This window comes from Frigoribacterium sp. CG_9.8 (assembly GCF_015751965.1).
Taxonomy (GTDB): domain Bacteria; phylum Actinomycetota; class Actinomycetes; order Actinomycetales; family Microbacteriaceae; genus Lacisediminihabitans.
The window spans coordinates 250,994-277,547 of sequence record NZ_JADOVH010000003.1 but is presented as its reverse complement, the minus strand read 5'-3'; the positions used below and the strand labels follow the sequence as shown (position 1 = coordinate 277,547).

23 protein-coding genes are annotated in these 26,554 nt (G+C 64.2%); 14 read left to right on the top strand and 9 right to left on the bottom strand.

Annotation, left to right across the window (positions count from 1 at the left end; translation table 11 throughout):
• Positions 1–213: 213 nt before the first annotated feature.
• The gene (locus tag IWX88_RS09010; protein WP_196829449.1) at positions 214–501 is read left to right on the top strand and encodes a mycoredoxin; all 288 of its coding nucleotides are present in this window, start codon (positions 214–216) and stop codon (positions 499–501) included.
• Complete coding sequence (locus IWX88_RS09005; protein ID WP_196829447.1) at positions 498–965, top strand: hypothetical protein; 468 nt, start codon at positions 498–500, stop codon at positions 963–965. Before IWX88_RS09010 ends, IWX88_RS09005 begins: the two co-directional genes overlap by 4 nt.
• Here the strand turns inward: IWX88_RS09005 and IWX88_RS09000 are convergent.
• Complete coding sequence (locus IWX88_RS09000; RefSeq protein WP_196829445.1) at positions 920–1,426, bottom strand: 8-oxo-dGTP diphosphatase; 507 nt, start codon at positions 1,424–1,426, stop codon at positions 920–922. The genes IWX88_RS09005 and IWX88_RS09000 overlap by 46 nt on opposite strands.
• Positions 1,427–1,573: 147 nt before the next feature.
• Here IWX88_RS09000 and IWX88_RS08995 point away from each other — a divergent pair, with 147 nt between their 5' ends.
• A complete protein-coding gene (locus IWX88_RS08995) occupies positions 1,574–2,260 on the top strand; it encodes a Pr6Pr family membrane protein (RefSeq protein WP_196829443.1) in 687 nt (228 codons plus the stop codon).
• 48 nt (positions 2,261–2,308) lie between these two features.
• Complete coding sequence (locus IWX88_RS08990; protein WP_196829441.1) at positions 2,309–3,706, top strand: NAD(P)/FAD-dependent oxidoreductase; 1,398 nt, start codon at positions 2,309–2,311, stop codon at positions 3,704–3,706.
• Here the strand turns inward: IWX88_RS08990 and IWX88_RS08985 are convergent.
• The 3 genes from IWX88_RS08985 to IWX88_RS08975 all read right to left on the bottom strand — a co-directional run bounded on the left by IWX88_RS08985 (position 3,645) and on the right by IWX88_RS08975 (position 6,120).
• Positions 3,645–4,418 carry a Pr6Pr family membrane protein gene (locus IWX88_RS08985; protein WP_196829439.1) on the bottom strand — a complete coding sequence of 258 codons (774 nt, stop codon included), beginning with the start codon at positions 4,416–4,418 and terminating at the stop codon, positions 3,645–3,647. The two genes, IWX88_RS08990 and IWX88_RS08985, sit on opposite strands and share 62 nt — an antisense overlap.
• A 165-nt stretch (positions 4,419–4,583) precedes the next feature.
• Entirely contained in the window at positions 4,584–5,633 is a 1,050-nt protein-coding gene (locus tag IWX88_RS08980; protein WP_370568272.1) for a cation:proton antiporter, read from the bottom strand.
• 91 nt (positions 5,634–5,724) lie between these two features.
• A complete protein-coding gene (locus IWX88_RS08975) occupies positions 5,725–6,120 on the bottom strand; it encodes a DUF2834 domain-containing protein (protein WP_196829437.1) in 396 nt (131 codons plus the stop codon).
• A 145-nt stretch (positions 6,121–6,265) separates the two neighbouring features.
• On the opposite strand from IWX88_RS08975, the gene IWX88_RS08970 reads away from it, so the two are divergent.
• Positions 6,266–8,017, top strand: a complete 1,752-nt coding sequence (locus IWX88_RS08970; RefSeq protein ID WP_196829617.1) for a gamma-glutamyltransferase family protein — start codon at positions 6,266–6,268, stop codon at positions 8,015–8,017.
• 131 nt (positions 8,018–8,148) lie between these two features.
• Here IWX88_RS08970 and IWX88_RS08965 read toward each other — a convergent pair whose 3' ends face one another.
• From IWX88_RS08965 to IWX88_RS08955, 3 genes are read right to left on the bottom strand one after another with little or no spacing between them, the layout of a single operon-like run.
• Entirely contained in the window at positions 8,149–8,997 is an 849-nt protein-coding gene (locus IWX88_RS08965; RefSeq protein ID WP_196829435.1) for an NAD(P)H-binding protein, read from the bottom strand.
• 46 nt (positions 8,998–9,043) lie between these two features.
• Positions 9,044–9,862 carry an ABC transporter permease gene (locus IWX88_RS08960; RefSeq protein ID WP_196829433.1) on the bottom strand — a complete coding sequence of 273 codons (819 nt, stop codon included), beginning with the start codon at positions 9,860–9,862 and terminating at the stop codon, positions 9,044–9,046.
• The gene (locus IWX88_RS08955) at positions 9,859–10,923 is read right to left on the bottom strand and encodes an ATP-binding cassette domain-containing protein (protein ID WP_196829431.1); all 1,065 of its coding nucleotides are present in this window, start codon (positions 10,921–10,923) and stop codon (positions 9,859–9,861) included. The genes IWX88_RS08960 and IWX88_RS08955 overlap by 4 nt, the downstream gene beginning before the upstream one ends.
• 142 nt (positions 10,924–11,065) lie before the next feature.
• Between IWX88_RS08955 and IWX88_RS08950 the strand changes: the two genes are divergently transcribed.
• The 8 genes from IWX88_RS08950 (at position 11,066) to IWX88_RS08915 (ending at position 22,605) form a co-directional block, all read left to right on the top strand.
• Positions 11,066–11,740, top strand: coding sequence for a response regulator transcription factor (locus IWX88_RS08950; RefSeq protein ID WP_196829429.1), 675 nt, complete (start codon positions 11,066–11,068; stop codon positions 11,738–11,740).
• 10 nt (positions 11,741–11,750) lie between these two features.
• Positions 11,751–13,139, top strand: coding sequence for an ATP-binding protein (locus tag IWX88_RS08945; protein ID WP_196829427.1), 1,389 nt, complete (start codon positions 11,751–11,753; stop codon positions 13,137–13,139).
• A 223-nt stretch (positions 13,140–13,362) separates the two neighbouring features.
• A complete protein-coding gene (locus IWX88_RS08940; RefSeq protein ID WP_196829425.1) occupies positions 13,363–14,826 on the top strand; it encodes a glycosyltransferase family 39 protein in 1,464 nt (487 codons plus the stop codon).
• Positions 14,823–15,725, top strand: a complete 903-nt coding sequence (locus IWX88_RS08935; RefSeq protein ID WP_370568271.1) for a polyprenol monophosphomannose synthase — start codon at positions 14,823–14,825, stop codon at positions 15,723–15,725. The genes IWX88_RS08940 and IWX88_RS08935 overlap by 4 nt, the downstream gene beginning before the upstream one ends.
• Entirely contained in the window at positions 15,715–16,224 is a 510-nt protein-coding gene (locus tag IWX88_RS08930) for a GtrA family protein (RefSeq protein ID WP_370568270.1), read from the top strand. Before IWX88_RS08935 ends, IWX88_RS08930 begins: the two co-directional genes overlap by 11 nt.
• 156 nt (positions 16,225–16,380) lie before the next feature.
• Positions 16,381–17,175 (top strand): hypothetical protein, encoded by a 795-nt coding sequence (locus IWX88_RS08925; protein ID WP_231369050.1) that lies wholly within the window; start codon positions 16,381–16,383, stop codon positions 17,173–17,175.
• The gene (locus IWX88_RS08920) at positions 17,172–18,824 is read left to right on the top strand and encodes a DNA polymerase Y family protein (protein WP_231369049.1); all 1,653 of its coding nucleotides are present in this window, start codon (positions 17,172–17,174) and stop codon (positions 18,822–18,824) included. The genes IWX88_RS08925 and IWX88_RS08920 overlap by 4 nt, the downstream gene beginning before the upstream one ends.
• Before the next feature lie 244 nt (positions 18,825–19,068).
• Positions 19,069–22,605, top strand: a complete 3,537-nt coding sequence (locus IWX88_RS08915) for an error-prone DNA polymerase (protein WP_196829421.1) — start codon at positions 19,069–19,071, stop codon at positions 22,603–22,605.
• A 56-nt stretch (positions 22,606–22,661) separates the two neighbouring features.
• Here the strand turns inward: IWX88_RS08915 and IWX88_RS08910 are convergent, their stop codons facing one another.
• Positions 22,662–24,461, bottom strand: a complete 1,800-nt coding sequence (locus tag IWX88_RS08910; RefSeq protein ID WP_196829419.1) for a DEAD/DEAH box helicase — start codon at positions 24,459–24,461, stop codon at positions 22,662–22,664.
• A gap of 125 nt (positions 24,462–24,586) precedes the next feature.
• Here IWX88_RS08910 and IWX88_RS08905 point away from each other — a divergent pair, with 125 nt between their 5' ends.
• Positions 24,587–25,378, top strand: coding sequence for an SGNH/GDSL hydrolase family protein (locus tag IWX88_RS08905; protein WP_196829417.1), 792 nt, complete (start codon positions 24,587–24,589; stop codon positions 25,376–25,378).
• A gap of 90 nt (positions 25,379–25,468) precedes the next feature.
• Here IWX88_RS08905 and IWX88_RS08900 read toward each other — a convergent pair whose 3' ends face one another.
• Positions 25,469–26,551, bottom strand: coding sequence for an acyl-CoA desaturase (locus tag IWX88_RS08900; protein ID WP_196829611.1), 1,083 nt, complete (start codon positions 26,549–26,551; stop codon positions 25,469–25,471).
• Positions 26,552–26,554: the final 3 nt, after the last annotated feature.

Here is a 26,554-nt window from a genome sequence, read left to right as displayed (position 1 = left end):
CCTTCATTTACGGCCCCCGTTGGTAACAGGGTCCCTCCTAATTTTACGGACGTTTTGCGCAGAAAGTGCATCATTACACCAAGTCACGTCACATGCTCTGTTTCGCGGTGTCAGATCGGGTATCGATAGATATGGGCATCGAGAGTTACGGGCATCGAGAGGCACGGGCCGAAGCCTGCGATAACCACCAGCGTCCCGTCGTAGGCTCGAGCTATGCCTACTGTTGCCGAATTCACTCCACCCGCCGGTTCCGTACTGATGTTCTCTACTACCTGGTGCGGCTACTGTCGCAACCTGAAGGGTCAGCTCGATCGCGCCGGTATTGCCTACACCGAGGTCAACATCGAGGAGGTAGAGGGCACAGCCGAGTTGGTTGCCGAAGTCAACGGCGGCAACCAAACTGTTCCGACCCTCATTTTTCCCGACGGCTCCTCTGCCACCAACCCCTCGCTCGCGACTGTACAGGCGCGCCTGTCGGATGCGGCTTCCGCCGGTCGATGACGTACCTGTCGGGTGCATCCCGGCGTGCCATTGCTGCCCTGGCGGAAGCCATCGACCCGCTGGAGCGCGTCGCGGCGGTGCGGCACGCTTCCGCCGCCCTCGAACGAGAACCCGCACTGCTCGCGGCGGTGCGCGAATCTCTCGCGGCCGACGCGACCTGGGAGACGGTAGCGGATGCGGCTGGCCTCGGAGTCGCCGCCGCGAAATGGCGGTGGCAGGGCACCGATGACCAGATCGCTGACCGCCAGGCAGCCGGCCGCAAACGTTCTTCCCGCCCCAGCAGCGTGCCCGCCGATCTCCCCGGTCAGTCGGTGGCCGACACCGCGCGTGCACTCGGGTTGACGGCGCAAGCGGTGTATTTGCGCATCAGCCGCGGAACACTGCGGGCTACCACCGTGACGCTCGAGGATGGCCGCTCCTACAAGCGCGTGTTTCCTGCGGACCCCGGTGCGAATGCTGGATGATCCGAAGCCGACACGGTGCGCAGATCAGCGCCGAACCGAAATGTCGCTCTCACGAACCGACCGGCCAGGGCATCACGCACCCAGTACTGGGCGTCATCCCACATCCTCGCGGTCGGCATGTCGGCTACCGGATACCATTCGGGACTCAGTTCATTTGACTCGCGCGGTTCGCCCTGCCAGTCGCGACACAGAAACACCCACGACCTTTGGCTCCACGCCGGTCGGAAGGGGAACTCATATGTGAGATCGCCCATTAGCTCGACGCGGCCGGGCAGCAGAGAGACCTCCTCCATGACCTCCCGCCGGATTGCCAGTTCGGGTGTCTCACCCGGTTCGATTTTCCCGCCGGGCCCCACGAGATTGCCCTCACCGAGTCCGAGCTTCTTCCGCCCGAGCAGCACGCGCTCACCATCGGGACCCGGCTGGAGCAGGTAACAGACGCAAACTTGCGGCAGTGGCATCCGGCCAGCCTAAACAGATCGCGAGAAACTCGTGTGTTCTGGAGGGAGGATGTCGGTGCTCACGCAGGCGCCCCATGGTTGCTGGGGAAAAGCTGGGTGTCATTCGCACTGGTTAATACCGCTAGTGGGGCACATTATCGTGGGGAGATGACGATCCTGACGACAGTGGATGCCCCTGCGCACACCGGAGTGCCCACCCTGCGTCGGGTGTTCGCGATCGCGCGACTGATGATGGGGCTGCTGGTTCTCGCCGCGCTCATCACCCAGGTGGTGGCAAAGATCCTCAACAACGCCTTTACGCCCGGGGAATACTTCAGCTACTTCACCATCGAATCCAGCATGATGAACGTGGTCGTATTGCTCGTCGGGGCTTTTTTGGCCCTTCGTCTGCCGAGGGATACTGAACTTTTCACCAGCGTGCGGGTCGCCATCCTCTCCTATGCGGTGATCACGGGAGTCGTCTACAACGTGCTGTTGCGCAACCTGCCGGGCGACGGGAGTTACGAACCCCCGCGCTGGTGCAACGAGGTCATGCATGTATGGGTGCCGATCTTCATCGTGCTCGATTGGTTCTTGGCACCCGGTCGTGTTCGGGTGCCGTTCAAGAGGCTGTGGCTTGTCGTGTCATTCCCTCTCGCCTGGCTGGCATTCACAATGATCCGAGGCGCCATCACCGGCTGGTATCCGTACCCATTTCTGCAGCCGGCAGGGCCGGGAGGTATCCCGAGCCTTCTGATTTACATCGTCGGGATAGCGGCCTTCATCGTGGTGGTAGCGGCGGTCGCAATCGGGTTCGCGCATATCACCGCACGGCGTGAGCACACCGCATCCTGAGTCGTACGGCCCCGGTCTGATGCTCTTTGCGGGTACAGTGGCGCTGAGATGTCGTTCAGCCGCCGCAGTTTCCTCCTCGGGGCAGGGTCAGGTCTTTCCCTGCTCGTCGTGACGGCGTGCACCGAGAAATCTCCTGTCCCAACCACGTCGGCCATTCCCTCCCCCACCCCGTCATCGGCGGTGCCTGCACCCTCGGGAATCGAGCGGAGCTCGTGGTCGAGTGATCCGTTCGCGCGCGGGTCCCAGAGTTTCCTCGCCCCTGGATCCACCCCCCAGCATCGTGATGACCTGTCCCGGCCGGTGGGCGGCCGGGTGTTCTTCGCGGGCGAGGCGACCTCTGCCGATCTCGCGGGAACGGTGCTCGGTGCCCAGCAATCCGGCGCCCGGGTTGCAACCGAAGTGCTTGGGGTGGCATCGTCCGGCGAGAAGATCGCGGTCGTCGGAGCAGGAGCAGCGGGGGCCGAAGCGGCGCGCGCGCTCGTGCTGCAGGGTTTTGACGTGATTGTGCTTGAGGCCCGGGACCGAGTGGGCGGTCGCATTCACACCCGGACACCGCAGTCTTGGCCACTCGACGTTGAGCTGGGAGCGTGGCGACTCTCAGCGGTGGAGGATCAGTCGCTCCTTACGCGCCTGGCGAATCTCGGCACCGAAACTAATTCACTCACCGACCTGCTCGCAGTGGGAGCGACTGGGCGAAGCGCCAGCAACGCCATCGGCTCATCTGCTGTCGCGACTGCATCGACCTGGGCCGAAGCGCAACCCGCGGATTCTTCACTCACTGCGGCCCTCGACGGGTCGGGAGCGGTGGCGAAGGCAGCCGGGGCTTCTGTTGGTGGCCTTGCCGGTGCCGATCTGCTCACTGCGGCTCTCTCCTCGCTCGCCGGCAATACCGGGGCCAACGCGTCGCAACTATCCGCCTGGTACGGGCTGGCGGATCTGCCCGCGCGAGACAGGATCGTCACCGGCGGCTTCTCAGGAGTGATCGCTGATGCCCTTAAGGGGGTACGGGTGTCACTGTCGACCGCGGTGCTCGGCGTGTCGCATGGCGGCTCCGCCGTGAGCCTCAAGCTCGGCACCGGTGAATCGCTGACCGTAGACCGTGTCGTGATCACCGTGCCTCTCGGGGTGCTGAAAAAGAACGCGATTGCCTTCGATCCGCTGCTCCCATTCACCCATCGCAGTGCGATTAGCGCACTGGGTATGGGATCAATCGAAACGGTCTGGTTGCGCTTCGACACGCCATTCTGGTCGACGGATGCGGCGATTTGGAGTCTCGTCGGAACCGATAGCGATATCACCGACTGGGTTAACCTCCAGGCAATTACCGGCGAACCGGTACTGGTGGGAATCGTCGGGGGGAAGGCAGCGCGGCGCGTGGCCAAACTCAGCGACGACGACCTGCTCCAGTCCGTAATGACTGCGCTTGCTCCGTTCGTGGCGTACTGAGTACCGCGCGCACCGCCCAGCGCGTTGCCCAGCGCTCGGCGAGTGGCGTGGAGCGACTCGCGGCCACCAGCGCGGCCGAAATTCCCCCGAACAGCAGCACAGCGATCGTGGAGTAGGTCAAGAACTGGCCCGTATTCGCCAGCTGGGCCGGGTCGAGGAAAAAATACGGGTACCAGCCGACGATCGGCCCACGCACCAGCGTGACAAATCCCCAACCGATCATGAACACGAGAACTAGTGCGATGCTGCGCCAGGGGGCAACACCTCGGCCCGGCCCGATGATCCAGTCGAGCACTGCGACGGTTGGGAGCACAAAATGCAGCACGACATCGGACCAGGGCACGTCGATGCGAAAGCCGCGCTCGCCCGACTGCTCGACGATGAGGGCGAAGATCACGCCGCAGGAGACGGTGCAACTGAGCACCGTCGCTCGCGCCAGATCCAACCAGGGCGGATCATCCATCCCTCGAAGCGTGACAATTGCAGCAATGACAGTGACGACCAGGAACAGAATGCTGCTCTGGATCGTGAGATAGGCGAAGAAGTTGCCCGGGGTGAAGGTTGCCGAGCCGAGTCCCCACAGAAAACGGGAGATGAGTGCCAGGAGGCAGACAACTGCCATCAGCAGCCGGAGGGCGCCAAAGGTCACCCGTAACTTCACCGTGCTGTCCACCTCCGCTGCGGTGTCATAGGGTTCGGGACTCGACCGCACATGGAAGTCTACGAAATCTGCGCGCCCCGACCGCTGGCAGCGCAGTCCGAAGGGCCGCTGTGACGGCTCGCGGCGCAGTGCGGACGGAAAGCAGGCAGCAAGCAGGCAGGAAGTAGACAACACGCAAACAGGGATCAAAACCGAAGCGGATGGCGAGGCCGCAGGTCATGCCGCCAGCGCGGCGCACTCGCGGCGTGCGCGCACACTCGCGGCCACGGTTGTCGTCGCAATCGTGAGCAGTGCCCCGATCAGAAGCGCGGCATCCTCTCCTGGCTGAAGCAGGTGGAGCTGGGTACCGAGCGCCGCTGCTGCGATCGGTACCCCGAGCTGTCCGCTAGCCACCACAGCAAGAAGCAGCGGCTGGCCGACGATCCTGGCGACCAGATGACTGAGAATCGCGGCTGCCCCCAGACAGAGTCCGAGCAGGATCATTCCCGGGTTTCTGCCGAGCTCGGAGAGACTGATCGATGCGCCGAGCCAGACGAAGAACAGCGGTCTGAAGAATCCTTCGGTGATTCCGAAGAGTTGACGGGCGAGCCGCCGCGGCTCGCCGATCGCCGCCACGACGAGTCCGAGGCAAAATCCGGCGGGGAGTACGGAGACATGCGCGAATTGCGCGAGTGCGGCGAGGCCAAACAGCACAAGAAGGTTGAGTCGCATTTCCAGGGCGAATTTGCGCCGCTCAGACAGGTGGTGCACCCGCTTGCGCAGGCCGCTGCGATCGAGCCGCCGCAATGCCAGGAATAGGAACGCCGCACTGGCGATCACCGCACAGGCACCGAGAGCCGTCGTCGCCCCCCGCGCCGGGTCGATCGCGAGCGGAAGAGCGACGATGCAGACCGCATCCGCTATCGCCACTTGTGTGATCAGTTGAGCCGTGTTGCCGAGTTTCAGCGAGCCGACAATCGGCAGGACAAGAGCTGCGGATGACGAGGCGATCACCACCGCGTACAGCGCTCCATGCCCCGTTGCGAATAGATCCGCGAGACCGATCCCCGCGAAAGCGGCGAGCACTCCCACCAGCGCCGCACCCACGATTCCCCGGCGAAGCGACCTCCACACCGACATGTCGCGCACCGGCACATGCGAGCCGACCACAAACATCACGAGCGCAAAACCGACATCCGCGAGCACGGTGAAGGTCGGTTCACTCGAGTCGAGTAGCCGAAGACCGGATGCTCCGACCAGTAGCCCCGCGAGCAACTCCCCCACCACGGCGGGCAGGTGTCATGACTGGCGGCCCGCAAGGAGTGGACCGAGGAGGCCGACGAGCACTACGAGCGCGAGCAGGGTGAAGCTCATGGCGTCAGGTTAGCGCCGCAGCATCAGCCAGTCGCTTCGTGATGGCTCGCTCGCGCATTGCCAGGAACAACGGGAACACGAAGGCGAACGCCGTGAGCCCGGCGAGCAGCACGTAGATCCAGCCGCCCCGAAGACCGAGCCGTCGGGATTCAACAATGATCAGGATGCTGCCGGCCACCGCGACGACGAGCAGGTCGACCGTGAGGGATGACACTGCCGGACCGCTGTTCACGACGTCACCGATGAAATCGCGCATCTGCACGATCGCGGAGATGTTGAACGTCCAGGTGCCGATCAGCCCACCGACGGCGAGCACGAGATAGGTGGTGGCCAGTGGGGTCCAGTGCCGGGAGAGCGAGCCGGGTGTGCGGGTATTCGGGGATGCGTCAGGAGTAGTCATTTTCCTATGATGCGTGCAATCGAGCGAATCGCACCCCGGCCACCCACACGACACGCGCCTACACTTGCAGACCGTGACTCCTGCGCCCCCCTTCACCCCAGCCGATCCTCAGACCACCCGACCGACCCTCCGTGGCAGTTTCGGGATGGTCGCCTCGACCCACTGGATCGCAACGGCATCCGCCCAGGCGGTGTTGGAGCGCGGAGGGAACGCCTTCGATGCTGCAACTGCGGGGGCGTTCGTGCTCCACGTGGTCGAGCCGCACCTCAACGGTGCCGGTGGTGACCTCGTCGGTATCTTCGCCACGGCTGGCAACCCGTCGGAGCCGGTAGTGCTCATGGGGCAGGGACCGGCGCCGCGAAATGCAACGATCGAGCACTATCTCGCCGAGGGTCTGGATCTTGTGCCGGGAGCCGGTGCACTGGCGGCTGCGGTGCCCGGTGCGGTCGATGCCTGGCTGCTACTGCTGAGAGATCATGGTAGCTGGGAGCTCGAGGAGGTACTCGCCTTCGCCCGCGACTACGCCAGGCACGGGCATCCACTGCTCGACCGGGTGAGATCCACAATTGTCAGTGTCTCCGCACTCTTCACGACACACTGGCCGACCTCTGCCGCCCTGTGGATGCCGCAGGGCAGGGTTCCTCGCGCGGGCGAGCTCTTCATGAACCCCGCCTATGCCGACACCCTCGACCGGCTCGTGGCTGCCGGGCGCGACTCCACCTCGCGCCAGGGCCGCATTGATGCCGCCCGCGTGGCCTGGAGAACCGGATTCGTCGCGGATGCTGCGGCCACGTTCGTGCGCGAGAAGCACCGTCACTCCTCGGGTACCGATCACGCGGGAGTGATTGACGTGCAGGACTTTGCGAATTTCCAGGCGAGCTATGAGCCGGCCACCACGCTGGATTTTCGTGGTGTCACCGTCGCGAAGTCCGGTGCGTGGGGCCAGGGCCCGGCGCTGCTGCAATCCCTCGCCGTTCTTGACGGCTTCGATGACGCCCAGCTCGATCCATCGACAGCGCTGGGTGCACACACCATCCTCGAGGTGCAGAAATTGAGCTTTGCAGATCGGGAGGCCTACTACGGTGACGTGGACGTGCCGCTGCAGCACTTGCTCTCTGCCGGCTACGCGAACCAACGGCGTGCCCTCGTCACCGAGCGTGCGTCGAGTGAATTCCGGCCAGGTTCGGTGCCGGGCGTGGAGGGGTACCGACCGCCACTGCGAGTCGCAGTCGAACCCTCCGGCACAGCGCCAGACGACACGGGTTTCGCCGGGAGCGGTGAGCCGACTGTGTCCCCCGCCGGGGTCACCGCCGGAGACACCTGTCACATTGATGTGGTCGACGTCTGGGGCAACATGATCTCGGTGACTCCCTCAGGAGGGTGGCTGCAGTCCTCCCCCACAATCCCCGAGCTCGGGTTCTGTCTGGGCAGCCGACTCCAGATGATGTGGCTCGACCCGATAGCCCCGTCGGCTCTTGCTCCCGGTCGGCGGCCACGCACCACCCTCACGCCGACGATGCTGTTGCGCGACGGACATCCGATCGCCGCCCTCGGCACGCCCGGTGGCGACCAGCAGGACCAGTGGCAATTGCTCTACCTTCTCCGCACGCTGGTCGGCGGCTATTCGCCGCAGGAAGCGATCGACGCACCGGCATTTCACACGACCTCATTTCCCGAGTCCTTCTGGCCGCGAAACTGGCAGCCGGGTGCTGCGCTAGTCGAAGGGCGGCTGGGGGCGGACGTCATCGCCGAGTTGCGAAGTCGTGGCCACCGGGTCACCGTGGCTGGTGACTGGAGTCTCGGGAGGCTCTCCGCGGTTGGCCGGGACGTCAGCACTGGGCTGCTCAGCGCCGCGGCGAATCCGCGCGGTTCACAGGGCTACGCGGCCGGACGCTGACGCACCGCGACCGTCGGCCCGAAGCCGACGTCGCGAATGGTGGTGTGACAGCGACCTCGGTGCCCAACCGCAATCCCAGTTCCTCCGCACAGCGCTTGTGCGCAACTGCGTTCAACAGACGGAAGTACCGGTTAGCTGCGTACCGGGTGCAGCGTCGCAGTAAGAGACTCTTCGATAGTGCGCGCAGGATGCCCGGTGACGAGTGCAACGTGGTCTGTCACCCGTTCGGTCTTTCCCTGGGCGATGGCCGTATAGGTGCTCACCCAGGCACCGAGCTGCCACTGTTCGGCTCCATAGTGGGCGCGCGATGCGAAGGCTTCTTCGACGGTTTCACGGGTGTAGCTGAGGTGTTGCCCGATCACGGCACCGGCACGCGTTGAGATTTCATCGAGCGAGAGCGCTTCGGGACCGGTGAGCTCATAGGTGGCCCCGGCATGGGAGGCGGGATCGCGCAGAATTTGGGCTGCGACGTCGGCGACATCCGCTCGCGCCAATGCGGAGACCCTTCCGTCGCCGGCTGGACCGCGGATAACGCCGGACTCGTCGGCGAAGAAGGGGATTAGATCGGAGTAGAAATTGTTTTGCAGCAGGGTGAACTGCATTCCGCTTCCGCGTATCGCGGCTTCGGCGTCGGCGTGATCCCGTCCGAGGGTGAAGACGGCGTTAGGGTCGGCCCCGAAGAACGACGTGTAGACGATGTGGCGCACCCCCGCGGTGGCTGCCGCCTCGATGAAGGTGCGGTGTTGAACTCGGCGGAATTTGTTTTCCGACGCCGAGACCATGAACAACACGTCGACACCGTCGAGGGCGTAGACCGAATTGGAGGCATCCGTGTAGTCCGCCACGACAACGTGCGAACCTGAAATAGCCGGAGCCCGAGCGGGATCGCGCACGACAAGGGTGGGTGAGAGGTCGGCGAGCTTGTCGGCGACCAATCGGCCAATGTGCCCGGTGGAACCGGTGATCGCAACGACATCCATGTCCCTAACATTAGCCAGCAAATGTGGGAGTAACCTCGGTGTTCCCTCAGCGGCTGCTCACACTCGCGAACTTACGTATCGCCAGCGGAACGAACACCACGAGCAGCACGAGAATGCCAATCAACACGGCCACCTCGGGGTTTTGCTGGGCCCAATTATCAGCGATCGGGGAATTCGGTGGAGTGTTTCCGAAGAGATTACGCACCGCAGAGACGAGCGCAGACACCGGATTGAACTCTGCGAACACTCGCAACGGGGTCGGCAGTGTGGCGCTGGGAACGAATGCGTTGGAGACGAAGGTGAGGGGGAACAGAATAAGGAACGAGACATTGTTGATGACCTCGGGGCTGCGCACGCTCATCCCAATAAACGCCATCACCCAGGAGAAGGCATAGGCGAACAGCAGGAGCAGCGCGATTGCTCCGAGTGCCTCGAGAAAGCTCGAGCGGATGCGCCAGCCGACGATGAACCCGGTCGTCATCATCACCACGAGAGATACCGCATTGATGAACAGGTCACCGTTCGTGCGCCCGATCAGCACGGCCGACGGGCTCATCGGCAACGTTCGGAACCTGTCGATGATCCCGTCCTTGAGATCTTGCGCCATGGCAGAGCCAGAGTAGGTCGATCCGAACACGATCGTCTGGGCAAAGATGCCCGCCATGATGAATTCCTTGTAGCTGCTGCCCGGAATATTGATCACGCCCGCGTAGACGTAGGTGAAAAGCAGCACGAACATGATGGGCTGAAGCGTCGTGAACACGAGGATGTCGGGCACGCGTTTGATCTTGATGAGGTTGCGGCGCGTGGTGATCCAGCCGTCGGAGAACCAGTGGGAGACAGTCGTACCCGGCCCCGGTGTCATGATCGGCTCCGCTCTTTTTTCGTGGTGCGTTCTCTTTTAGCCGACGCCGCCTTAGCCGGCGCCGCACTAGCCGACGACGCTTCCGCCGACGCCGCATCTGCAGCCTCAGCGGTCGCGGAATGGCCGGTGAGGCGCAGGAAGACGTCGTCGAGGGTCGGGCGTCGCATACCGGCATCGAACAGGCGGATGCCGCGGTCGCCAAGTTCCGCCAGGATCGACTGCAGAGCCCGAGGCGCATCGGATGCGTTTACGGTGAGTTCGCGGCCCTCCGCCGTGGTCGTCGGCTCGGAATCTCCGAAACGTCGCAGCACCTCGACTGTCGCTGCGCTGTCGGCCGGGTCGACAAGGGTGATCTCCACGCGCTGACCACCGATCGATGCCTTCAGTTCGTCCGAAGTGCCTTTCGCGATGACCTTGCCGTAATCGATCACCGAGATACTGTCAGCCAGCTGGTCGGCCTCTTCGAGGTATTGCGTGGTCAGGAGCACCGTCGTGCCCTGCCCAACGAGGGTGTTGATGATGTCCCACATACCCAAGCGACTCCGCGGATCGAGCCCGGTTGTCGGTTCGTCGAGGAACAGCACTTTCGGCCGGGTGACCAGTGCGCCCGCGAGGTCAATGCGCCGTCGCATTCCACCGGAAAACCCCTTCACTGGGCGGTTCTTCGCCTCTTCCAGATCGAACAGGGTGATGAGCTCCTGCGCCCGGATCCGGGACTGCACGGCTCCGAGGTGGTAGAGACGCCCAACCATATCGAGGTTTTCGAAACCGGTGAGGTTCTCGTCCACGGCGGCGTACTGGCCGGAAACGCCGATGATCGGACGGATGCGTTCGGGCTGAGTGAGTACGTCGATGCCGTCAATGCGTGCGATGCCCGCCGTCGGGCGGATGAGGGTGGTGAACACCTTCACTGCGGTTGTCTTTCCCGCCCCGTTCGGGCCCAGAAGGGCTGTGACCGTGCCCTGAGCGACGCCAAGCTCGAGCCCGTCAAGCGCGTGCACGGGCCCCGCACCCCTGGGGGTATAGGTCTTGGTCAGGCCTGACGCCTCGATAAAAGCCACGTCAATACGCTAACGAATGCCGGTGACATCCGAAACACTGCAGCCGATGCCGGCGCAAGAACTTGCCCGACGACGCAGTCCCCATGAAAAGATGCAAACATTGCACCGCTCGAGCGTGAGCGAATCGAAGGGGTGAGAACCGGTGAAGATCCTGATCGTGGAGGATGATCCGCAGATGGGTGAGCTTATCGACCGCGGCCTCACCGCGGAAGGCTACGAAACTCGTGTGGTGGACAACGGAGTGGACGCCCTGATCGCCGTTTCCAGCGAAGAGTTCGCTCTCGCCGCTATCGACGTGATGCTGCCGCAGATGTCGGGGTTCGAGATCTGTCGTCGCATCCGCCAGTCGGGCAGTTCGATGCCGTTGCTGTTGCTCACCGCCCGCACCGCCGTGGAGGACCGCGTGTTCGGACTCGACGCGGGGGCCGACGACTATCTCACCAAGCCCTTCGCTTTCGTCGAACTCAGCGCGCGCGTGCGGGCGCTGCTGCGGCGGGACGCCAACGCAGACAAGCTCGTACTCACCGTCGGCGGGCTGCGCATCGACTCGCTGGCCGTGGCGGTTACCGTAGCCGGGCATCCGCTGTCGATGAGTCCCAAAGAGTTCGCGCTGCTTCGCCTGCTCGCCGGAGCCGCCGGCTCTGTGGTGAGTCGCACGAACATCCTCGAAGAGGTGTGGGGGTCGACCCAGAATATCGATCCGAATATCGTCGACCAGTATGTGAGCTACCTTCGGCGCAAACTCGAGCCGGTAAACGCCGGGGTCCGGATCGTGACCAAACGCGGCTCGGGCTATCTGCTCGAGACCGCTCGATGAAGACTCTCCAGTGAGAATTCTGCGCCGGGTCACCATCCGGTGGCGCATCACTATCGGCACACTCGTCGTGGCAATCGTGCTGTCCACTGCCGCGGTGGTGCTCTTCCGCTCCCAGGTCGAGCGCATCCTGAACACCACGACTACAACGCTGCTTCGCTACGATGCTGCTCCCTACGTGAACGATCTCACCTCCAGCGGCAGCCCGAGTTTTGAACGTCCAGCGCGAGGGCAACTTGCCGCTGTCATCGACCCCACCGGAAAAGTCGTGGTGTCGAGCCTTCCACGGAGCTTTGACAACCAACTCGCCGAGATCGCACTTCTCCCGGTGAACGTGGAGACCCTCGTGCAGGGTGATGAGTCCTATCGGCTCTACCGCGCAAGCGTGATCACCAATACGGGCGAGTGGAAGGTCATCACCGTGCGCAACGAAGATTCGTCGGTGCTTTCCCTTGACCGCATCACCCAGGCTCTCATCGTGAGCACTCTCGTGATCGTGCTCGGGTTCGGTGTCGCCTCCTGGCTTCTCACCGGTGCTGCGCTTCGGCCGGTGACACGCATGCGCAAGCAGGCCGAGGCGATCGCTGCAGAGGGATCGACCGAGCCGTTGCCGATCGGCTCCGCGACCGATGAACTCTCCGCGCTGGCGACGACTCTCAACCTGTTCATCAGTGACGTGCGGCAGTCTGTCGATCGTGAGCGCCAACTGGTTTCGGATGCCAGCCACGAGTTGCGTACCCCGCTAGCCATCCTCATGGCGCAGCTCGAACTCGCTCATCTCTCCCGCGGCGACGCTCCGGCGCTCGAGGCACAGATCGTTATTGCCCAGCAGTCCGTCGCACGGTTGTCCGGGCTGGCGACCGGTCTTCTCGAACTGTCGCAGCTCGATTCGGGCGCGCCGGACATCCAGAGCAGTTGGACGCAATTGGGTGCTGAGCTTGCCGCATCCGTCGACCGTGCGCGGATGCTTGCCGTGGCCTCTCGGGTAACTATCGACTTTGACGTGGCTGGCACGCCGACGTCGTCGACCTACCGAATCGCAGTGGAAAACTTCGGTCGTGTTGTCAATAACCTGACAAACAACGCGATCGCGGCAGTACCCACCGGTGGATCGGTGCGAATTGCGCTGCGGCACTCCACCTCAGAGTTGCTGCTCACCGTCGTCGACTCCGGACCGGGCATGCCGGAGAGCTTTCTGCCCGTTGCCTTCGACCGGTTCAGCCGACCGGATGCCGCGCGCGCAGCCCACGACGCCGGCAGCGGCCTCGGTCTGGCCATCGTGCACGCCATCGTGCAGGCCGCCCGCGGCTCGGTGACCCTCTCGAATGCAGACGGGTTCACCGTCACGGTGTCGCTCCCCACCGTGCCTTTATCAACTGACGCCGTGGCAGGAACGGTCTAGTCCAACCTGTATGAACTCTCACGCCGACAGGGCCGGATCCGTCTAGAACGCCAAGTCCCGCTGACCAATATGGGAACTGCCTGACCGAAGTCGGGAATCATCTTCCCGGGGGGAACGGCGAGTGAGCACCACCGAAATCAGCGTCGGCCCACCGATCCTAGGTGCCGAGCCGCCTTCACGGTCGCGCACTCGCTGGTTCGGGAGAGACGCCAGTATCGGCTCGGTGGCTGCGCTACTTGGAGCAATCGGGCTGGTGACCCACTTCATCGGATCCTGGATCCCCGCTTTCTGGGGCGATGAAGCTGCAAGCATCATGTCAGCCGAGCGTCCGCTCACAACGATCTGGGGTGAACTCGGACGGGTCGATGCGGTGCACGGGGCCTATTACGTGTTCCTGCACGTGTGGATCGCCGCATTCGGGGCATCCGAACTGTCAGTGCGGTTGCCGAGTGTCATCGCCGTCGGTGTCGCGATCACGGGCACAGTCGTACTGGCGCATCAGCTGTTTGCCCGCCATGCCTCCGCCCGCTCGATCGCGGCACTCGCTGGCATCGTCATGATCCTGCTGCCGCGGGTCGATTACATGGCTGCCGAAGGTCGCTCCTACGCACTCGGCACCGCACTCGCCACCTGGCTGACGGTCTTCTTCGTGGCGCTGCTGCAACGCAGGGTGACCCGTCTGCTGCCGTGGCTGCTCTTCGCGGTGCTGTTCGCGGTCGCAATTTATGTTTTCCTCTACCTGGCGCTCCTTGCGGTGGTCTATGGCGTTACCGTGCTCGTTGCCCGCCCCGGCCGTGCATTCATCTCTCGGTGGCTCGCTTCGATTGCAGGCGGAGTTGTGCTTGCGGCACCGTTGATCGTCTATGCGCTGGGTGAGCGCGGACAAATCACGATTATCGCTCACCGCGGTTACCTCACATTCACGCGGCTCTTCGTGATTCAGTGGTTCGGCAACCCGGCGCTTGCCATCACGTGTTGGGTGCTGACCGTGGTCGGCGTGGTTGCGCTCATCCGGTCGCGCGCGCGCTCCACGACGCTCCTGGTCAGCTGGTTGGTCCTGCCGACGGGGATCTTGATCTTGGGAAACGAGTTCATCGCTCCGATGTACACGATCCGCTATCTGTCCTTCTGCACGCCAGCGGTTGCAATCCTCATCGCTGTTGGGGTGTACGCGCTCGCTTCTCGCGGAGCAGCAGCGGGCTGGGTCCGTGCGGCCGCTGTGCTCGCCCTCATCGGGCTCGCCCTCCCCACCGATATCTTCCAGCGCACCGAATTCGCTAAAGACGACGGAAGCGATCTGCGCCAGGTGGCCCAGGTGATCGGAACCCACGCCAAGGCGGGAGACGCCGTGGTCTTCGACGAGACGTCTCGAGCCTCCCGGAGACCGCGCCTAGCTCTGCGTCTCTACCCGCAGTACTTCAGTGGGCGCTCGGATGTCACGCTGCGCACTGTCTACACGCAGCGCCCAGGCATCTGGGATTCGGTGTGGCCGATCGCCGAGGTCGCACCGTCGTTGCAGGCGTCGTTGCAGGCGTCGGTGACCGTGTGGGACCTCGAGCTCACGACCCCCGGAAATACCGTCACCCCAGCGAACATCGTCGCGCTCGAAAGATTGGGTTACACGATTTCCCGCCAGCTACCCGTCCATCGCACCGTCGTCTACGAACTCACCCGGGAGACACCATGAACCAGACTGGCAACCGCACACTCGTGGTCGTGCCAACTTATAACGAGCGGGCAAACATCGCGGAGATCATCGCTCGAGTGCTGCGAAGTGCGCCGGGGATCGACGTGCTCGTCGTCGACGACAACTCCCCCGACGGCACCGGAGCACTCGCCTCGGCGCTCGCCTCGGGCCATGACCGCATCAACGTGCTGCACCGGGTCGGCAAGGAGGGACTCGGGGCGGCCTATCGCGCCGGATTCGCCTGGGGCCTCGAGCGCGGGTACCAGCGATTGGTCGAGATGGATGCCGATGGTTCCCACCAGCCGGAGCAGCTCGAACGTCTTCTCACCGCGCTCGACGATGCGGATGTAGTGCTCGGATCCCGCTGGGTGCACGATGGTTCCGTTGTGAACTGGCCGCTGCGACGCAGGTTGCTGTCGCAGGCTGGCAGCCTCTATGCCCGCGTCGCACTCGGGCTCCCGGTGCGTGATGTCACCGGCGGCTACCGTGCCTTTACCGCTGATGCACTGTGGGAGATCGGTTACGAGGAAGTCGTGAGCCAGGGTTATTGTTTCCAGATTGACATGCTCTGGAAGGCATATAACGCTGGCCTGCGAATTTCGGAGGTGCCGATCACCTTTGTCGATCGGGTGCACGGTGAATCCAAGATGAGCTCTGGCATCGTCAAGGAAGCCATTCTTCGAGTGACACTGTGGGGGCTGCAGTCGCTGCCGGCGCGCCTGCGCGGTGACCACCGGGCGGCCGTGGCTGCGGCATCCGCTGTGCGACTTGCTCGCGAATCGGGCGGAGTCGGGGGTGCGGGAGTGCCGGGTGCTGGAGTGGTGGGTGCTGGCGCACCGGATGCGGGTCTGCGTGTGTTGCGTGGCAACTTTGACGGGGAGCACAACCGTGTCCCGTAAGCCCGGAGCCGCCCTAGTGCGCCAGCTGGTCAGCTTCGGGCTTGTCGGCGCAGTAGGACTGGTCATCGACATAGTCGTGTTCAACGCGTTACGCACGACGGTGCTCGAACCCCACCTCGTTCATGGCGGCCCGATCATCGCGAAGGCGATCTCCACCTCGATCGCGATCGTGGTCAACTGGATCGGCAACCGCCTCTGGACCTTCCGCACCGAACGTCGAACGGAGACCCGCGCAGCTGTGCTGCGGGAGGGTGTCGAGTTCGCCACGGTGAGCCTCGGTGGCGCCGCAATCGCGCTCGGCTGTCTCTGGATCTCACATTACGGACTCGGTCTCACCTCTGTGCTCGACGACAATATTGCCACCAACGTGGTTGGTCTCGCGCTCGGCACGGCCTTCCGGTTCGGCCTGTACCGGTTCTGGGTCTTCTCCGGTCGCCGTCGGGGTGCTGTTGCCGTCACCGATCCGGTGCCTTCGCGCAGTGGGGTGCTCGCGCCGTAGCTCTTCGGCGGCGCTTCTTCTGGGCGTCGCGCATTCTGACCATGCGCCCGAAAGTCAGCCATGCGCTCGAATCTTTGGGCGCTTGGCTGACGAGCCGCAGCGCGGATCTGCCGACACGCCGTACGAATGTCGGTGGCAATTGACATATTCGAATGTATGTTCGAATATAAGGGAATGGCCTCCGCAGCAGCAGTTCTCGACGACTCGCCCACGCGAGCCACCGTCGAAGAGCTTCAGGCGCGCATCCGCTCGATGCAGGTCACTACCCTCGATACTCGCACGATCCCCACCCACCCGGCGATTGCGCGGCTGCTGCCCGGCGGAGGGCTCAAAGAGGGTGCAACCTATTCGGTAGACAACTCTGCAACCCTGCTGATGGCACTGCTCGCCGGTCCTTCTGCGGCCGGCTCGTGGTGCGGCGTCATCGGGGTTCCCGAGTTTGGAGTGGAGGCCGCTGCGCACTTCGGTATCGACCTGGAGCGGCTCGTGTTGGTGCCGCATCCCGGGGAGCAGTGGCTGGGTGTCACCGCAGCGATCGCCGATGTGCTCGGAGTGGTTGTCACTCGGCCTCCCAAACGCGCAAGCGATTCGAGCGTCGCGCGTCTGAGTGCCCGGCTGCGACAACGTGGGGCAACTCTCATCGTGGTGGGGCCGTGGCCGCAGAGCGAGGCGATGCTGAGCCTATCGGACAGCCACTGGAGCGGTATCGGCCAAGGCAACGGGCATCTCAGCGCCCGGCAGGCTACGGTCACGGTCACCAGTCGAGCGGCACGACCGCGCAGTGCACGTCTCTGGCTACCAGACCTCCACGAGCAGTTCTGCGAGGTCGACAGGTTCACGCAGCCCGAGGTGGCCCGGCTGCGTGAAGCCGCAGGTTTCCGGGAAGAGGCAGGCTTCCGGGAAGAGGCAGGCTTCCGGGAAGAGGCGGGGCTGCGCGAGGCAGCCGGATGATGCGCCGCGCCACATCACTCTCCCCGCCCAGCGCTCCCACCCGCACCATCGTGCTGTGGTGCCCCGACTGGCCCATCACGGCAGCCCTACGCCTTCTGGGTACCGGTGCTCTCGCATCCAAACGTGGCGCCGGAACCACGCGTGATCTGGCCGTAACGGATGCCCCCCTCGCCTTGATTGACGCCGGCCAGGTTTTTGCCTGTTCGGCATCGGCTCGCAGCGAGGGGGTGAGACGTGGCATTCGCCTCCGCGAGGCCCAGGCTCGCTGTCCGCGGCTCCAGGTGCTCGACTACGATCCTGCACTCGACATCCGAGCCTTCGAACCGGTGCTTGAGGCGATCGAGGAGACGATGCCCGGAGCGCAAGTGCTGCGCCCGGGCACCTGTGCGGTGCGGGCACGCGGACCCGCCCGCTATTACGGCAGTGAAGAGGAGGCCGCGCTGTGGCTGCTCGATGCGCTCGATGCGCTCGGCATCCACGGTTCACGGGTGGGCATCGCCGATGGGCCGTTCACCGCTGAGCATGCGGCTCGCAGTCCGCAGCGGCAGCGCATCTGTATCGTGCCAGAGGGAGGATCCGCCGATTTTCTTGCCGGTATGCCGGTGGGGTTGCTCGGCGAGGAAGCCCTCGCAACTCTCCTGCGGCGGCTAGGCATCCGCACACTCGGCGATTTTGCCCAGTTGGAACCACGGGATGTCGAGGCGCGCTTCGGAGACACCGGCGCTCGGGTGCACGCCCTCGCCTGCGGCCTCGATAGTCGCCCCGTTGTTCCCCGCGTCGTGCCGGAGGAACTCGACAGCTCCATGGGATTCGAGCCACCGCTCGACCGCATCGACCAGGTGACCTTCGGCTTCCGGGCATCCGCAGACCACTTCATCGAACAGCTGGTGCGGGCGAGGCTCGTCTGCACGTCGATCCGTATCGAGGTGGATTCCGAGGCGGGAGAGCTGTCGGAACGCACCTGGCTGCATCCGCGCTCCTTCACGGCGGCGGATGTCGTAGATCGGGTGCGCTGGCAACTGCAGGGCAGCGGCACCATCGCCGGTAACCCGTTTGGCAGTGGCCTCAGTTCGGGGATCACCCGGGTGCGAGTCGTACCCGAAAGTGTCGACGCCATCGGCAACCACGAGCAGGGACTCTGGGGCACCGGGCATGACGAGCGCATCCACCACGGGCTGTCCCGGGTGCAGAGCATGCTGGGGCACGGCGCAGTCGTCACCGCCGCGGTCGGTGGCGGGCGCACTCTGCTCGATAGGCAGAGCCTCGTAGCCTGGGGCGACCGCACCGAGAAAGCCAGAACAGAGAGGGCACGACCCGATGCGTTGCCCTGGCCCGGGCAACTACCTACTCCGACACCGGGTACGGTATTCGAGGCGCCACAGCCGGCGATGGTGATCGACTCTGCGGGCCGTGCCGTCGATCTGGATGAACGTGGGGTGCTCTCGGGCATCCCGGCCCGGTTTTCTACCGACGGTCGTACCCTGCACCCGATCACCGCCTGGGCCGGCCCCTGGACGATCGACGAACGCTGGTGGGATGCCGAGACTTTTCACCGGGCGAGCCGCTTTCAGGTCGTCGACGATGCCGGCGCGGCCTGGCTGCTCGTGCTCGAGCGTCGCGTGTGGTGGGCCGAAGCGAGGTACGACTGATGGGCTGCCACCCGAACTACCTGTGCGCCCCGAACCAACTGTGCCACCCAAACCACCTGTGCCACCCGAATTCCGGGCGAATTCGGACAATCCGGGCTGGCACGCTGGCCCCGATTGTCCGTACTCGCCCGTTAGAGACTCTCGCTCGACCCCACACCCGACCCCACACTCAACCAACCGCCCAACCCAACACGCGGTCACACGCGCGACACGCGGCGGCGGCCGGGATACCGGGGGTGTGCTGATGGGCTGGAACAACCCACCGATCCCCTGGTCCGAGTTCGAGAAGGCGCTGTCAGATGTTCGTCGTCCCCGAAACGCGCCAGTCGGAGCGGACGGCGGGGATAGCCCCGGCTGGTCGCACAAGCGCGGCGCCTACGAGCTGCCGTCCGAACACGTCCAGGCGGTGCGGGCCGGCAACGCTGCAGGCAACAACGCTGCAGCCGGCAACGCTGCAGCCGGCAACGCTGCAGCCGATGGCGCACCGGCAGGCGACCTCGTGCCATACGCCGAGCTGCACGCTCACTCCAGCTTCAGCTTTCTCGACGGGGCATCCTCCCCCGAGCAGCTGCTCGAGGAGTCCTCCCGTCTCGGGCTGCACGCTCTCGCGATAACGGATCATGACGGCTTCTACGGGATCGTGCGCCTCGCGGAAGCGGCGGAGCAGCATCCGCGTATCGCCACGGTCTTCGGTGCTGAGCTCTCTCTCGGCCTCAGCCGACCCCAGAACGGTGCCGCCGATCCCGAGGGGAGCCACCTGCTCGTGCTCGCCCGCCGAGAGGAGGGTTACCACCGGTTGGCCGGTGCGCTCACCGCAGCCCAGCTCGCCGGTCTTGAGAAGGGGCGCCCGGTCTACGACCTCGATGAGCTTGCTGCGCAGGCGCAGGCGCACGGCACAGAGGGGCACTGGACTATTCTCACCGGATGCCGCAAGGGTGCCGTGCGACAGGGGCTGGAGCAGTCACCCGCGGCCGCCACCCGCGAGATCGACCGGCTGGTTGACCTGTTCGGTCACAGCAATGTGATCGTCGAGCTCTTCGATCACGGCACCCCGCTCGCCAGCGACCACAATGACGCGCTGTTCGAGATCGCGGATCGGCGCGGGCTGCCGGTGGTCGCGACCGGCAATGTGCACTATGCCAAGCCAGAGCAGTACCGGCTGGCTGCGGCGCTTGCGGCGGTGCGCGCCCGCCGCACCCTCGACGACATGGACGGCTGGCTGCCAGCATCCGGGGCCGCCCACCTGCGCTCCGGCGCTGAGATGGCGGCGCGCTTTGCCCGCTATCCCGGGGCCGTCGAGCACACCACCGTAGTCGCCGACGACCTCTCGTTCCAGTTGCGCCGCGCTCGACCGAAGCTGCCACAGCAGCAGGTCCCCGAGGGCTACACCCCGATGAGCTACCTCCGCCAGTTGGTCTGGGATGCTGTGCCGGTGCGCTATCCGCAGCTCGCACAGAGCGATCGTGACCGCATCGCCCACGAACTCGATGTCATCGAGGCGAAGGACTTTCCCGGCTACTTCCTCATTGTCTGGGACATCGTGAAGTTCGCTAGAGACCGCGGGATCCTCTGTCAGGGTCGCGGATCGGCTGCGAACTCTGCGGTCTGCTATCTGCTGGGTATCACCGCTGTCGACCCGATCGGGTACAAACTGCCGTTTGAACGCTTCCTCTCGAGCATGCGAGAGGAGGCGCCGGACATCGACGTCGATTTCGACTCCAACCGGCGCGAGGAGGCGATCCAGTACGTCTATGAGAAGTACGGTCGGCAGAACGCAGCGCAGGTGGCCAATGTGATCCAGTACCGGCCCAAGTTCGCAGTGCGGGATATGGCCAAGGCGCTCGGCGCGAGCCCGGGGCAGCAGGACGCGTGGTCGAAGCAGGTGGAGCGTAACGGAGCCGTGCTGTCGAGTGTCGACCACGATATCCCGGATGCCGTGTCACGCCTCGCGCTCGAAGCGTTGGCGCTCCCGAGACACCTCGGCATTCACTCGGGCGGCATGGTGCTCACCGACCGCCCGGTCGGCGAGGTCTGTCCGATCGAGCACGGGCGCATGGATGGCCGAACGGTATTGCAGTGGGACAAGGACGACTGCGCCTGGATGGGGCTGGTCAAGTTCGATCTGCTTGGCCTCGGCATACTCAACGCCATCCAGCACACCTTCGATCTCGTAAAAAAGCATCTCGGCGAGGAATGGGAGCTCGCCACGATCCCAAAAGAGGAGCAGGGTGTCTACGACCAACTCTGTCGCGCCGATTCGATCGGTGTCTTCCAGGTGGAGAGTCGGGCGCAGATGGGATTGCTCCCCCGGCTGCAGCCCCGCCGGTTTTACGATCTCGTGGTACAGATCGCGATGGTGCGCCCCGGTCCGATCCAGGGCGGGGCGGTGCATCCGTTCGTGCGGCGCAAGCTCGGCGAGGAGGCGATCACCTACCAGCATCCGAAGCTTAAAGAGCCGCTCGAACGCACGCTCGGCATTCCGGTGTTCCAGGAACAGCTGATGCAGATGGCCATGGCGGTCGGGGGCTGCAGCGCGGATGACGCGGACCTGCTGCGTCGCGCCATGGGGTCAAAGCGCGGACAGGAGAAGATCGCCTCGCTGAGGGCCACTCTCTACACGGGCATGGCGAGCAACGGAATTGGTGGTGAGGTCGCCGACGACATCTACGCCAAAATCGAGGCCTTCGCCAACTTCGGGTTCGCCGAGAGTCACAGCCTCAGCTTCGGCTTGCTCGTCTATGCCAGCTCCTGGCTGCGGCTGCACTACCCGGGGGCCTTTCTCGCGTCGCTGTTGCGCGCCCAGCCGATGGGTTTTTATTCGCCGCTCTCCCTGGTGGCGGATGCCCGGCGACACGGCGTCGAAGTGCGGCGTCCCGACATTCTGCGCTCCGGCTGGCAGCCCGGGCTCGAAGGTCTCGAGGCCTCGCATCCGGCCGGCCGAGGAGCGAACGCCAGCGGGAGTCTCGAGACCCAACCAACAGGTAACCACTCCTGCCTCGATCCTCACCAGCCACCGGTCGGCAGGTATGACCGAACCGCCCCTTTCGACACCGACGACCACCGTCGCGACGGAGCCCTCGCAGTGCGCCTCGGTCTTGCCGCGGTCACCGGCGTCGGAGAGATCCTTGCCAAGAAGATCGTGGCCGATCGTGAGGAGGGCGGCGACTTCAGTGATCTTGCGAACCTCGTGCGCCGGGTCGGGCTCAGCACCCCGCAGCTCGAGGCTCTCGCCGCTGCCGGGGCGTTCGAATCCCTCGGTCTCAGCGTTCGTGAAGCGCTCTGGGCTGCGGGTGATGCAGCCCGGGATCGGGAGGAGTTTCTCGCCGGAAGCATGGTCACTGTGCAACCGCCGCTATTTTCAATGCCCAGTACCTCGGAGATCCTTGCGTCCGACCTCTGGGCCACTGGCATCTCCCCCGACGACCATCCGATCCGCCACCTGCGTGAGGCTCTTCGGCAGCGAGGTGCCCTTCGCTCCGATGACTTGAAAACGGCGGAATCCGGCCGCCGTATCGAAGTGGGCGGGGTCGTGACCCATCGACAGCGGCCAGCCACGGCAAGCGGCATCACTTTCATGAACCTCGAGGACGAGAGCGGACTCGTCAACGTGATCTGCAGCGTCGGCGTGTGGAACCGCTACCGTCGCATCGCCCGCGACTCCCCCGCGCTCATCGTGCGTGGCATCCTCGAACGCTCCCCAGAGGGGGTGACGAACCTGCTCGCCGATCGTCTCGAGGCGCTGCCGATGTCCACCCGCTCGGCATCCCGCGACTTCCGCTGACCCGACCAGCGGCGCTGACCCGACCAGCGGCGCTGACCCGACCAGCGGCGCTGGTATTAGCTGCGCAACCCCCGCCGGAGCAAATCGATGCGGGCCTGCAGCTGGGAGACGCTTGCGTGCGGCACCGCTGGACCTCCCGCCATCCGGCGCAGCTCGGCATGGATGATGCCGTGTGGCTCTCCACTGCCCTTTGCCCGCATACCCACGAGGCTGTTCAGAAGTGCGCGCTGCTCCTTGAGCGTGCGATAGAGCGGCACGATCTCGGCGGCAACGCCCGACTCGTCGACCTGTCGCTGGCGGTCGCCGATCCGCCGAGCCTGGCGCTGGTGACGGTGACGCAGCAGTTCCTTCACCTGGTCGGGCTCGAGAAGGCCGGGGATGCCGATGAAATCGAGTTCCTCGGCGCTATCGGGTGCAGCTCCCGCACCGAATTCATCTCCGTCGAATAACACCCGGTCGAATGCAGCCTCGGAGCCGAGCGCGGCGAAATCGAATAACAGTGCATCTCCAGATGCCGATTCCACCCGGTTCGCGTCGTCTGCTGCATCGTCGTCGAGCAGAATTTCTTCGAGTCCTTCGCCGGGATCCCGATCGAGAGCGTGATCGCGTTGCAGCTCCATCGCTGCGGCCAGCCCGAGAAGTGAGGGCACACTCGGCAGGAAGATCGACGCCGTCTCACCGCGGCGTCTCGTACGCACGAAGCGTCCGATTGCCTGGGCGAAGTACAGCGGAGTTGCGGCGGATGTCGCGTAAACACCCACTCCGAGGCGAGGAATGTCAACACCCTCCGACACCATGCGCACCGCCACCATCCAGCGCGAGTCCGAGACAGCGAACTCGGCGATCCGGCCGCTCGCCGCCTTTTCGTCGGAGAGCACGATGGTCGGTGTCTCGCCGCTCACCCTTTCGAGAATATCGGCGTAGGCACGCGCGGCGTAATGATCTGTGGCGATCACCAGGCCCCCGGCATCGGGGATGCTACGGCGCACCTCAGTGAGCCGTCGATTAGCAGCCTTGAGCACTGCGGGAACCCATTCGCCCTCTGGATCGAGGGCAGTACGCCAGGCCTGGGCCGTGATGTCCTTCGTATCGCCCTCACCCAGCCTGGCTTCCATTTCATCGCCGGTGCGGGTGCGCCAGCGCATGCGTCCCGCGTAGGCCAGGAAGATCACCGGGCGAACCACACCATCGGCAAGAGCACGTCCATAGCCGTAGGCGTAATTCGCCTGGGAGGTGCGGATGCCGTGCTCGTCCGGGTAGTAGGTGACGAAGGGAATCGGCGAAGTGTCCGATCGAAACGGCGTGCCGGTCAGTGAGAGCCGTCGGGTCGCTGGTTCGAACGCCTCTCGGATGGCATCCCCCCAGCTCAGTGCATCACCTCCGTGATGAACTTCATCGAGGATTACCAGGGTGCGCCCACCCTCGGTCATCGAACGATGAAGAGCCGCTCGAGTGGCGACCTGCGCATAGGTGACTGCGACCCCGTGGAAGTGTTTCCCTGCCCAGCCCTGCGCGTTTGTGAAACTCGGATCGAGTCGCACCCCGACGCGGTGGGCGGCATCGGCCCACTGACGCTTCAGATGCTCTGTCGGTGCTACGACCGTGACCCGGTCGATCTTGCGTTGGGCAAGCAATTCGGTGACGAGCCGAAGTGCGAACGTGGTCTTGCCGGCGCCGGGGGTGGCTGCAACAAGAAAATCCTTCGGCTCTCGCAAGAAGTATTCAGCAATCGCCTCCTGTTGCCAGGCCCTCAGCTTGTCGGCGGTACCGCGGGCCGCTCGCTCGGGGAAAGACGGGGAGAGATGTTCTGCCGCCGAGGTGCCCACCTGGGAGCCAAAGGGCAGCGCACTGTTCATCAGTGAAGTTTAACTGCGGCGGCTGACACCGCGATCACGCCGACGCGGCCGAGTGAAATCAAACAGGAAAAAAACGCCGAGCCGAGAAAGTGGTGCGCCGGGCCCGCGTGATGCAGGCTGTAACCATGACTCAGCAGCATCCGTGGTCCCGATACGTCGCGCTCGGGGACTCGTTCACCGAGGGTATTGGCGATCCTCAACCCAAGAGCCCCGGGGGTAATCGTGGGTGGGCTGACCGCGTGGCGGAGGAACTCAGCGAGCAGACGGATGATTTCGCCTATGCGAATCTTGCCATTCGCGGTCGACTGCTCCGACAAATCCTCGACGAGCAGGTAGATGTCGCGCTCGCCCTCCGCCCGGACCTCATCTCCATCTCGGCGGGGGGCAATGACATCATCCGGCCCAACACTGATCCCGACCGGCTTGCGACGATTCTTGAGGCCGGGGTAGCTCGGCTTCGGAAAGATGGTGCCACCGTTGTGCTGTTCAACGGACCGGACATCGGAATGACACCTGTACTCAACCGGTCACGGGGCAAGGTCGCGATCTACAACGAGAACCTGCATGCAATCGCCCTGCGCCACGACCTTGTCGTCGCGGACATGTGGGCGCTCCGAGAACTAAAAGATCCGAGGATGTGGGCTCCTGACCGCCTGCACTTCTCACCGGTCGGCCATACTGCGATCGCGCGGATGGTGCTCGAGGCCCTCAACGTGGAAAACAATCTCGAGTCGTACAACCCCGTCGCTCTGGCACGGGTTCCCTGGCGACAAGCCCGCGTTGAGGACATGGGCTGGGCACGGGAGTACCTGGTGCCCTGGGTGTTGCGTCGGATCCGCCATCAATCATCCGGAGATGGCATCGCTCCCAAGCGCCCGCTGGCTGGTCCGTACCTCAGCCATGCACGCACCGAATAGCCATCGAAACGGACAAACAATTCACCGGCTGCCCATCGAGCGGAGCAGCCGGTGAATTTTCTGCTCTAAACCTGACGCGATACGAACGGCCTAACGGCCGAATTGTGTGGCTGCGGGGCAGTCAAAGGGATCGCCGCCGGCGGAGAGACCCACCCGGTTGAGGTAGGCGATCACAATGCCGTACGACTGGGTGAGAGTGGTTTCCGTATACAGGATGTTGTGCGAGTCGCAGTATTCTTTCGCGATCGCGCGCGCCTTGGCCAAGTGTGGGCGTGGCATGTTCGGGAAGAGGTGGTGCTCGATTTGATAGTTTAGGCCGCCCATGAAGGTGGTTGTTCCGAGGCCGGTGATGTTGCGGGAGGTGAGCACCTGGCGACGTAAGAAGTCGACATTGCTGTCGTGGGCCAGCAGGGGCATGCCCTTGTGGTTCGGGGCGAAGGATGCCCCCATGTACAGCCCAAAGATTCCAGCCTGGACGCCGAGGAATGCGAATGCCATTCCGAGGGGTAGGAATGCAAAAATCACCGCGACGTACAGCAGGATGCGAGGGACGAGCATGCCGATTTCGAGGCCTCTGCGGTCGACGCGGCCGCGCCCGAATACCGTCTTGAATCCGAGGATGTGCAAGTTGATGCCCTCAAGGAGGAGTGCTGGGAAGAATAGGTAACCCTGACGACGGGTGGCCCAGGCGTACAGCCCCTTCGCACGGGCTGCGTCTTCCGGAGTGAAGGAGACGAAGTCTCGCTCGATGTCAGTGTCTTTGCCGATGACGTTAGGGTTCGCGTGATGGCGGCTGTGCTTGGTCATCCACCAGGAGTAGCTGATGCCGACGAAAAGGTTCGCAAGAATGCGCCCGGCGACGTCGTTTGCGCGGCCCGATTCAAAGACCTGGCGGTGAGAAGCTTCGTGGGCGAGAAACGCATATTGCGTGAAGATGATGCCAAGAGCACCAGCGATGAGAAGTTGGAACCAGGAATCTCCAAGCAGGATGAATCCGGTAATAGCTCCGCCGAGAGCGACTGTGATGATGGAAAACACCATCACATAGAAGCCGGTTCGGCGGTGTAGGAGCCCGGCGTCGCGCACAGTGCGTAGGAGAGACGAGTACTCCGTCGTGGGGTTCTCCCGCGAGCCACCCGGTTTGGTCTTGGTGAAGGTCACAACCGGTGACATGAC

Coding starts and splice junctions, on each gene's coding strand:
- IWX88_RS09010 (WP_196829449.1), top strand. CDS start 214: ATGCCTACTGTTGCCGAATTCACTCCACCCGCCGGTTCCGTACTGATG.
- IWX88_RS09005 (WP_196829447.1), top strand. CDS start 498: ATGACGTACCTGTCGGGTGCATCCCGGCGTGCCATTGCTGCCCTGGCG.
- IWX88_RS09000 (WP_196829445.1), bottom strand. CDS start 1,426: ATGCCACTGCCGCAAGTTTGCGTCTGTTACCTGCTCCAGCCGGGTCCC.
- IWX88_RS08995 (WP_196829443.1), top strand. CDS start 1,574: ATGACGATCCTGACGACAGTGGATGCCCCTGCGCACACCGGAGTGCCC.
- IWX88_RS08990 (WP_196829441.1), top strand. CDS start 2,309: ATGTCGTTCAGCCGCCGCAGTTTCCTCCTCGGGGCAGGGTCAGGTCTT.
- IWX88_RS08975 (WP_196829437.1), bottom strand. CDS start 6,120: ATGACTACTCCTGACGCATCCCCGAATACCCGCACACCCGGCTCGCTC.
- IWX88_RS08970 (WP_196829617.1), top strand. CDS start 6,266: ATGGTCGCCTCGACCCACTGGATCGCAACGGCATCCGCCCAGGCGGTG.
- IWX88_RS08965 (WP_196829435.1), bottom strand. CDS start 8,997: ATGGATGTCGTTGCGATCACCGGTTCCACCGGGCACATTGGCCGATTG.
- IWX88_RS08960 (WP_196829433.1), bottom strand. CDS start 9,862: ATGACACCGGGGCCGGGTACGACTGTCTCCCACTGGTTCTCCGACGGC.
- IWX88_RS08935 (WP_370568271.1), top strand. CDS start 14,823: ATGAACCAGACTGGCAACCGCACACTCGTGGTCGTGCCAACTTATAAC.
- IWX88_RS08925 (WP_231369050.1), top strand. CDS start 16,381: ATGTTCGAATATAAGGGAATGGCCTCCGCAGCAGCAGTTCTCGACGAC.
- IWX88_RS08920 (WP_231369049.1), top strand. CDS start 17,172: ATGATGCGCCGCGCCACATCACTCTCCCCGCCCAGCGCTCCCACCCGC.
- IWX88_RS08915 (WP_196829421.1), top strand. CDS start 19,069: ATGGGCTGGAACAACCCACCGATCCCCTGGTCCGAGTTCGAGAAGGCG.
- IWX88_RS08910 (WP_196829419.1), bottom strand. CDS start 24,461: ATGAACAGTGCGCTGCCCTTTGGCTCCCAGGTGGGCACCTCGGCGGCA.
- IWX88_RS08905 (WP_196829417.1), top strand. CDS start 24,587: ATGACTCAGCAGCATCCGTGGTCCCGATACGTCGCGCTCGGGGACTCG.
- IWX88_RS08900 (WP_196829611.1), bottom strand. CDS start 26,551: ATGTCACCGGTTGTGACCTTCACCAAGACCAAACCGGGTGGCTCGCGG.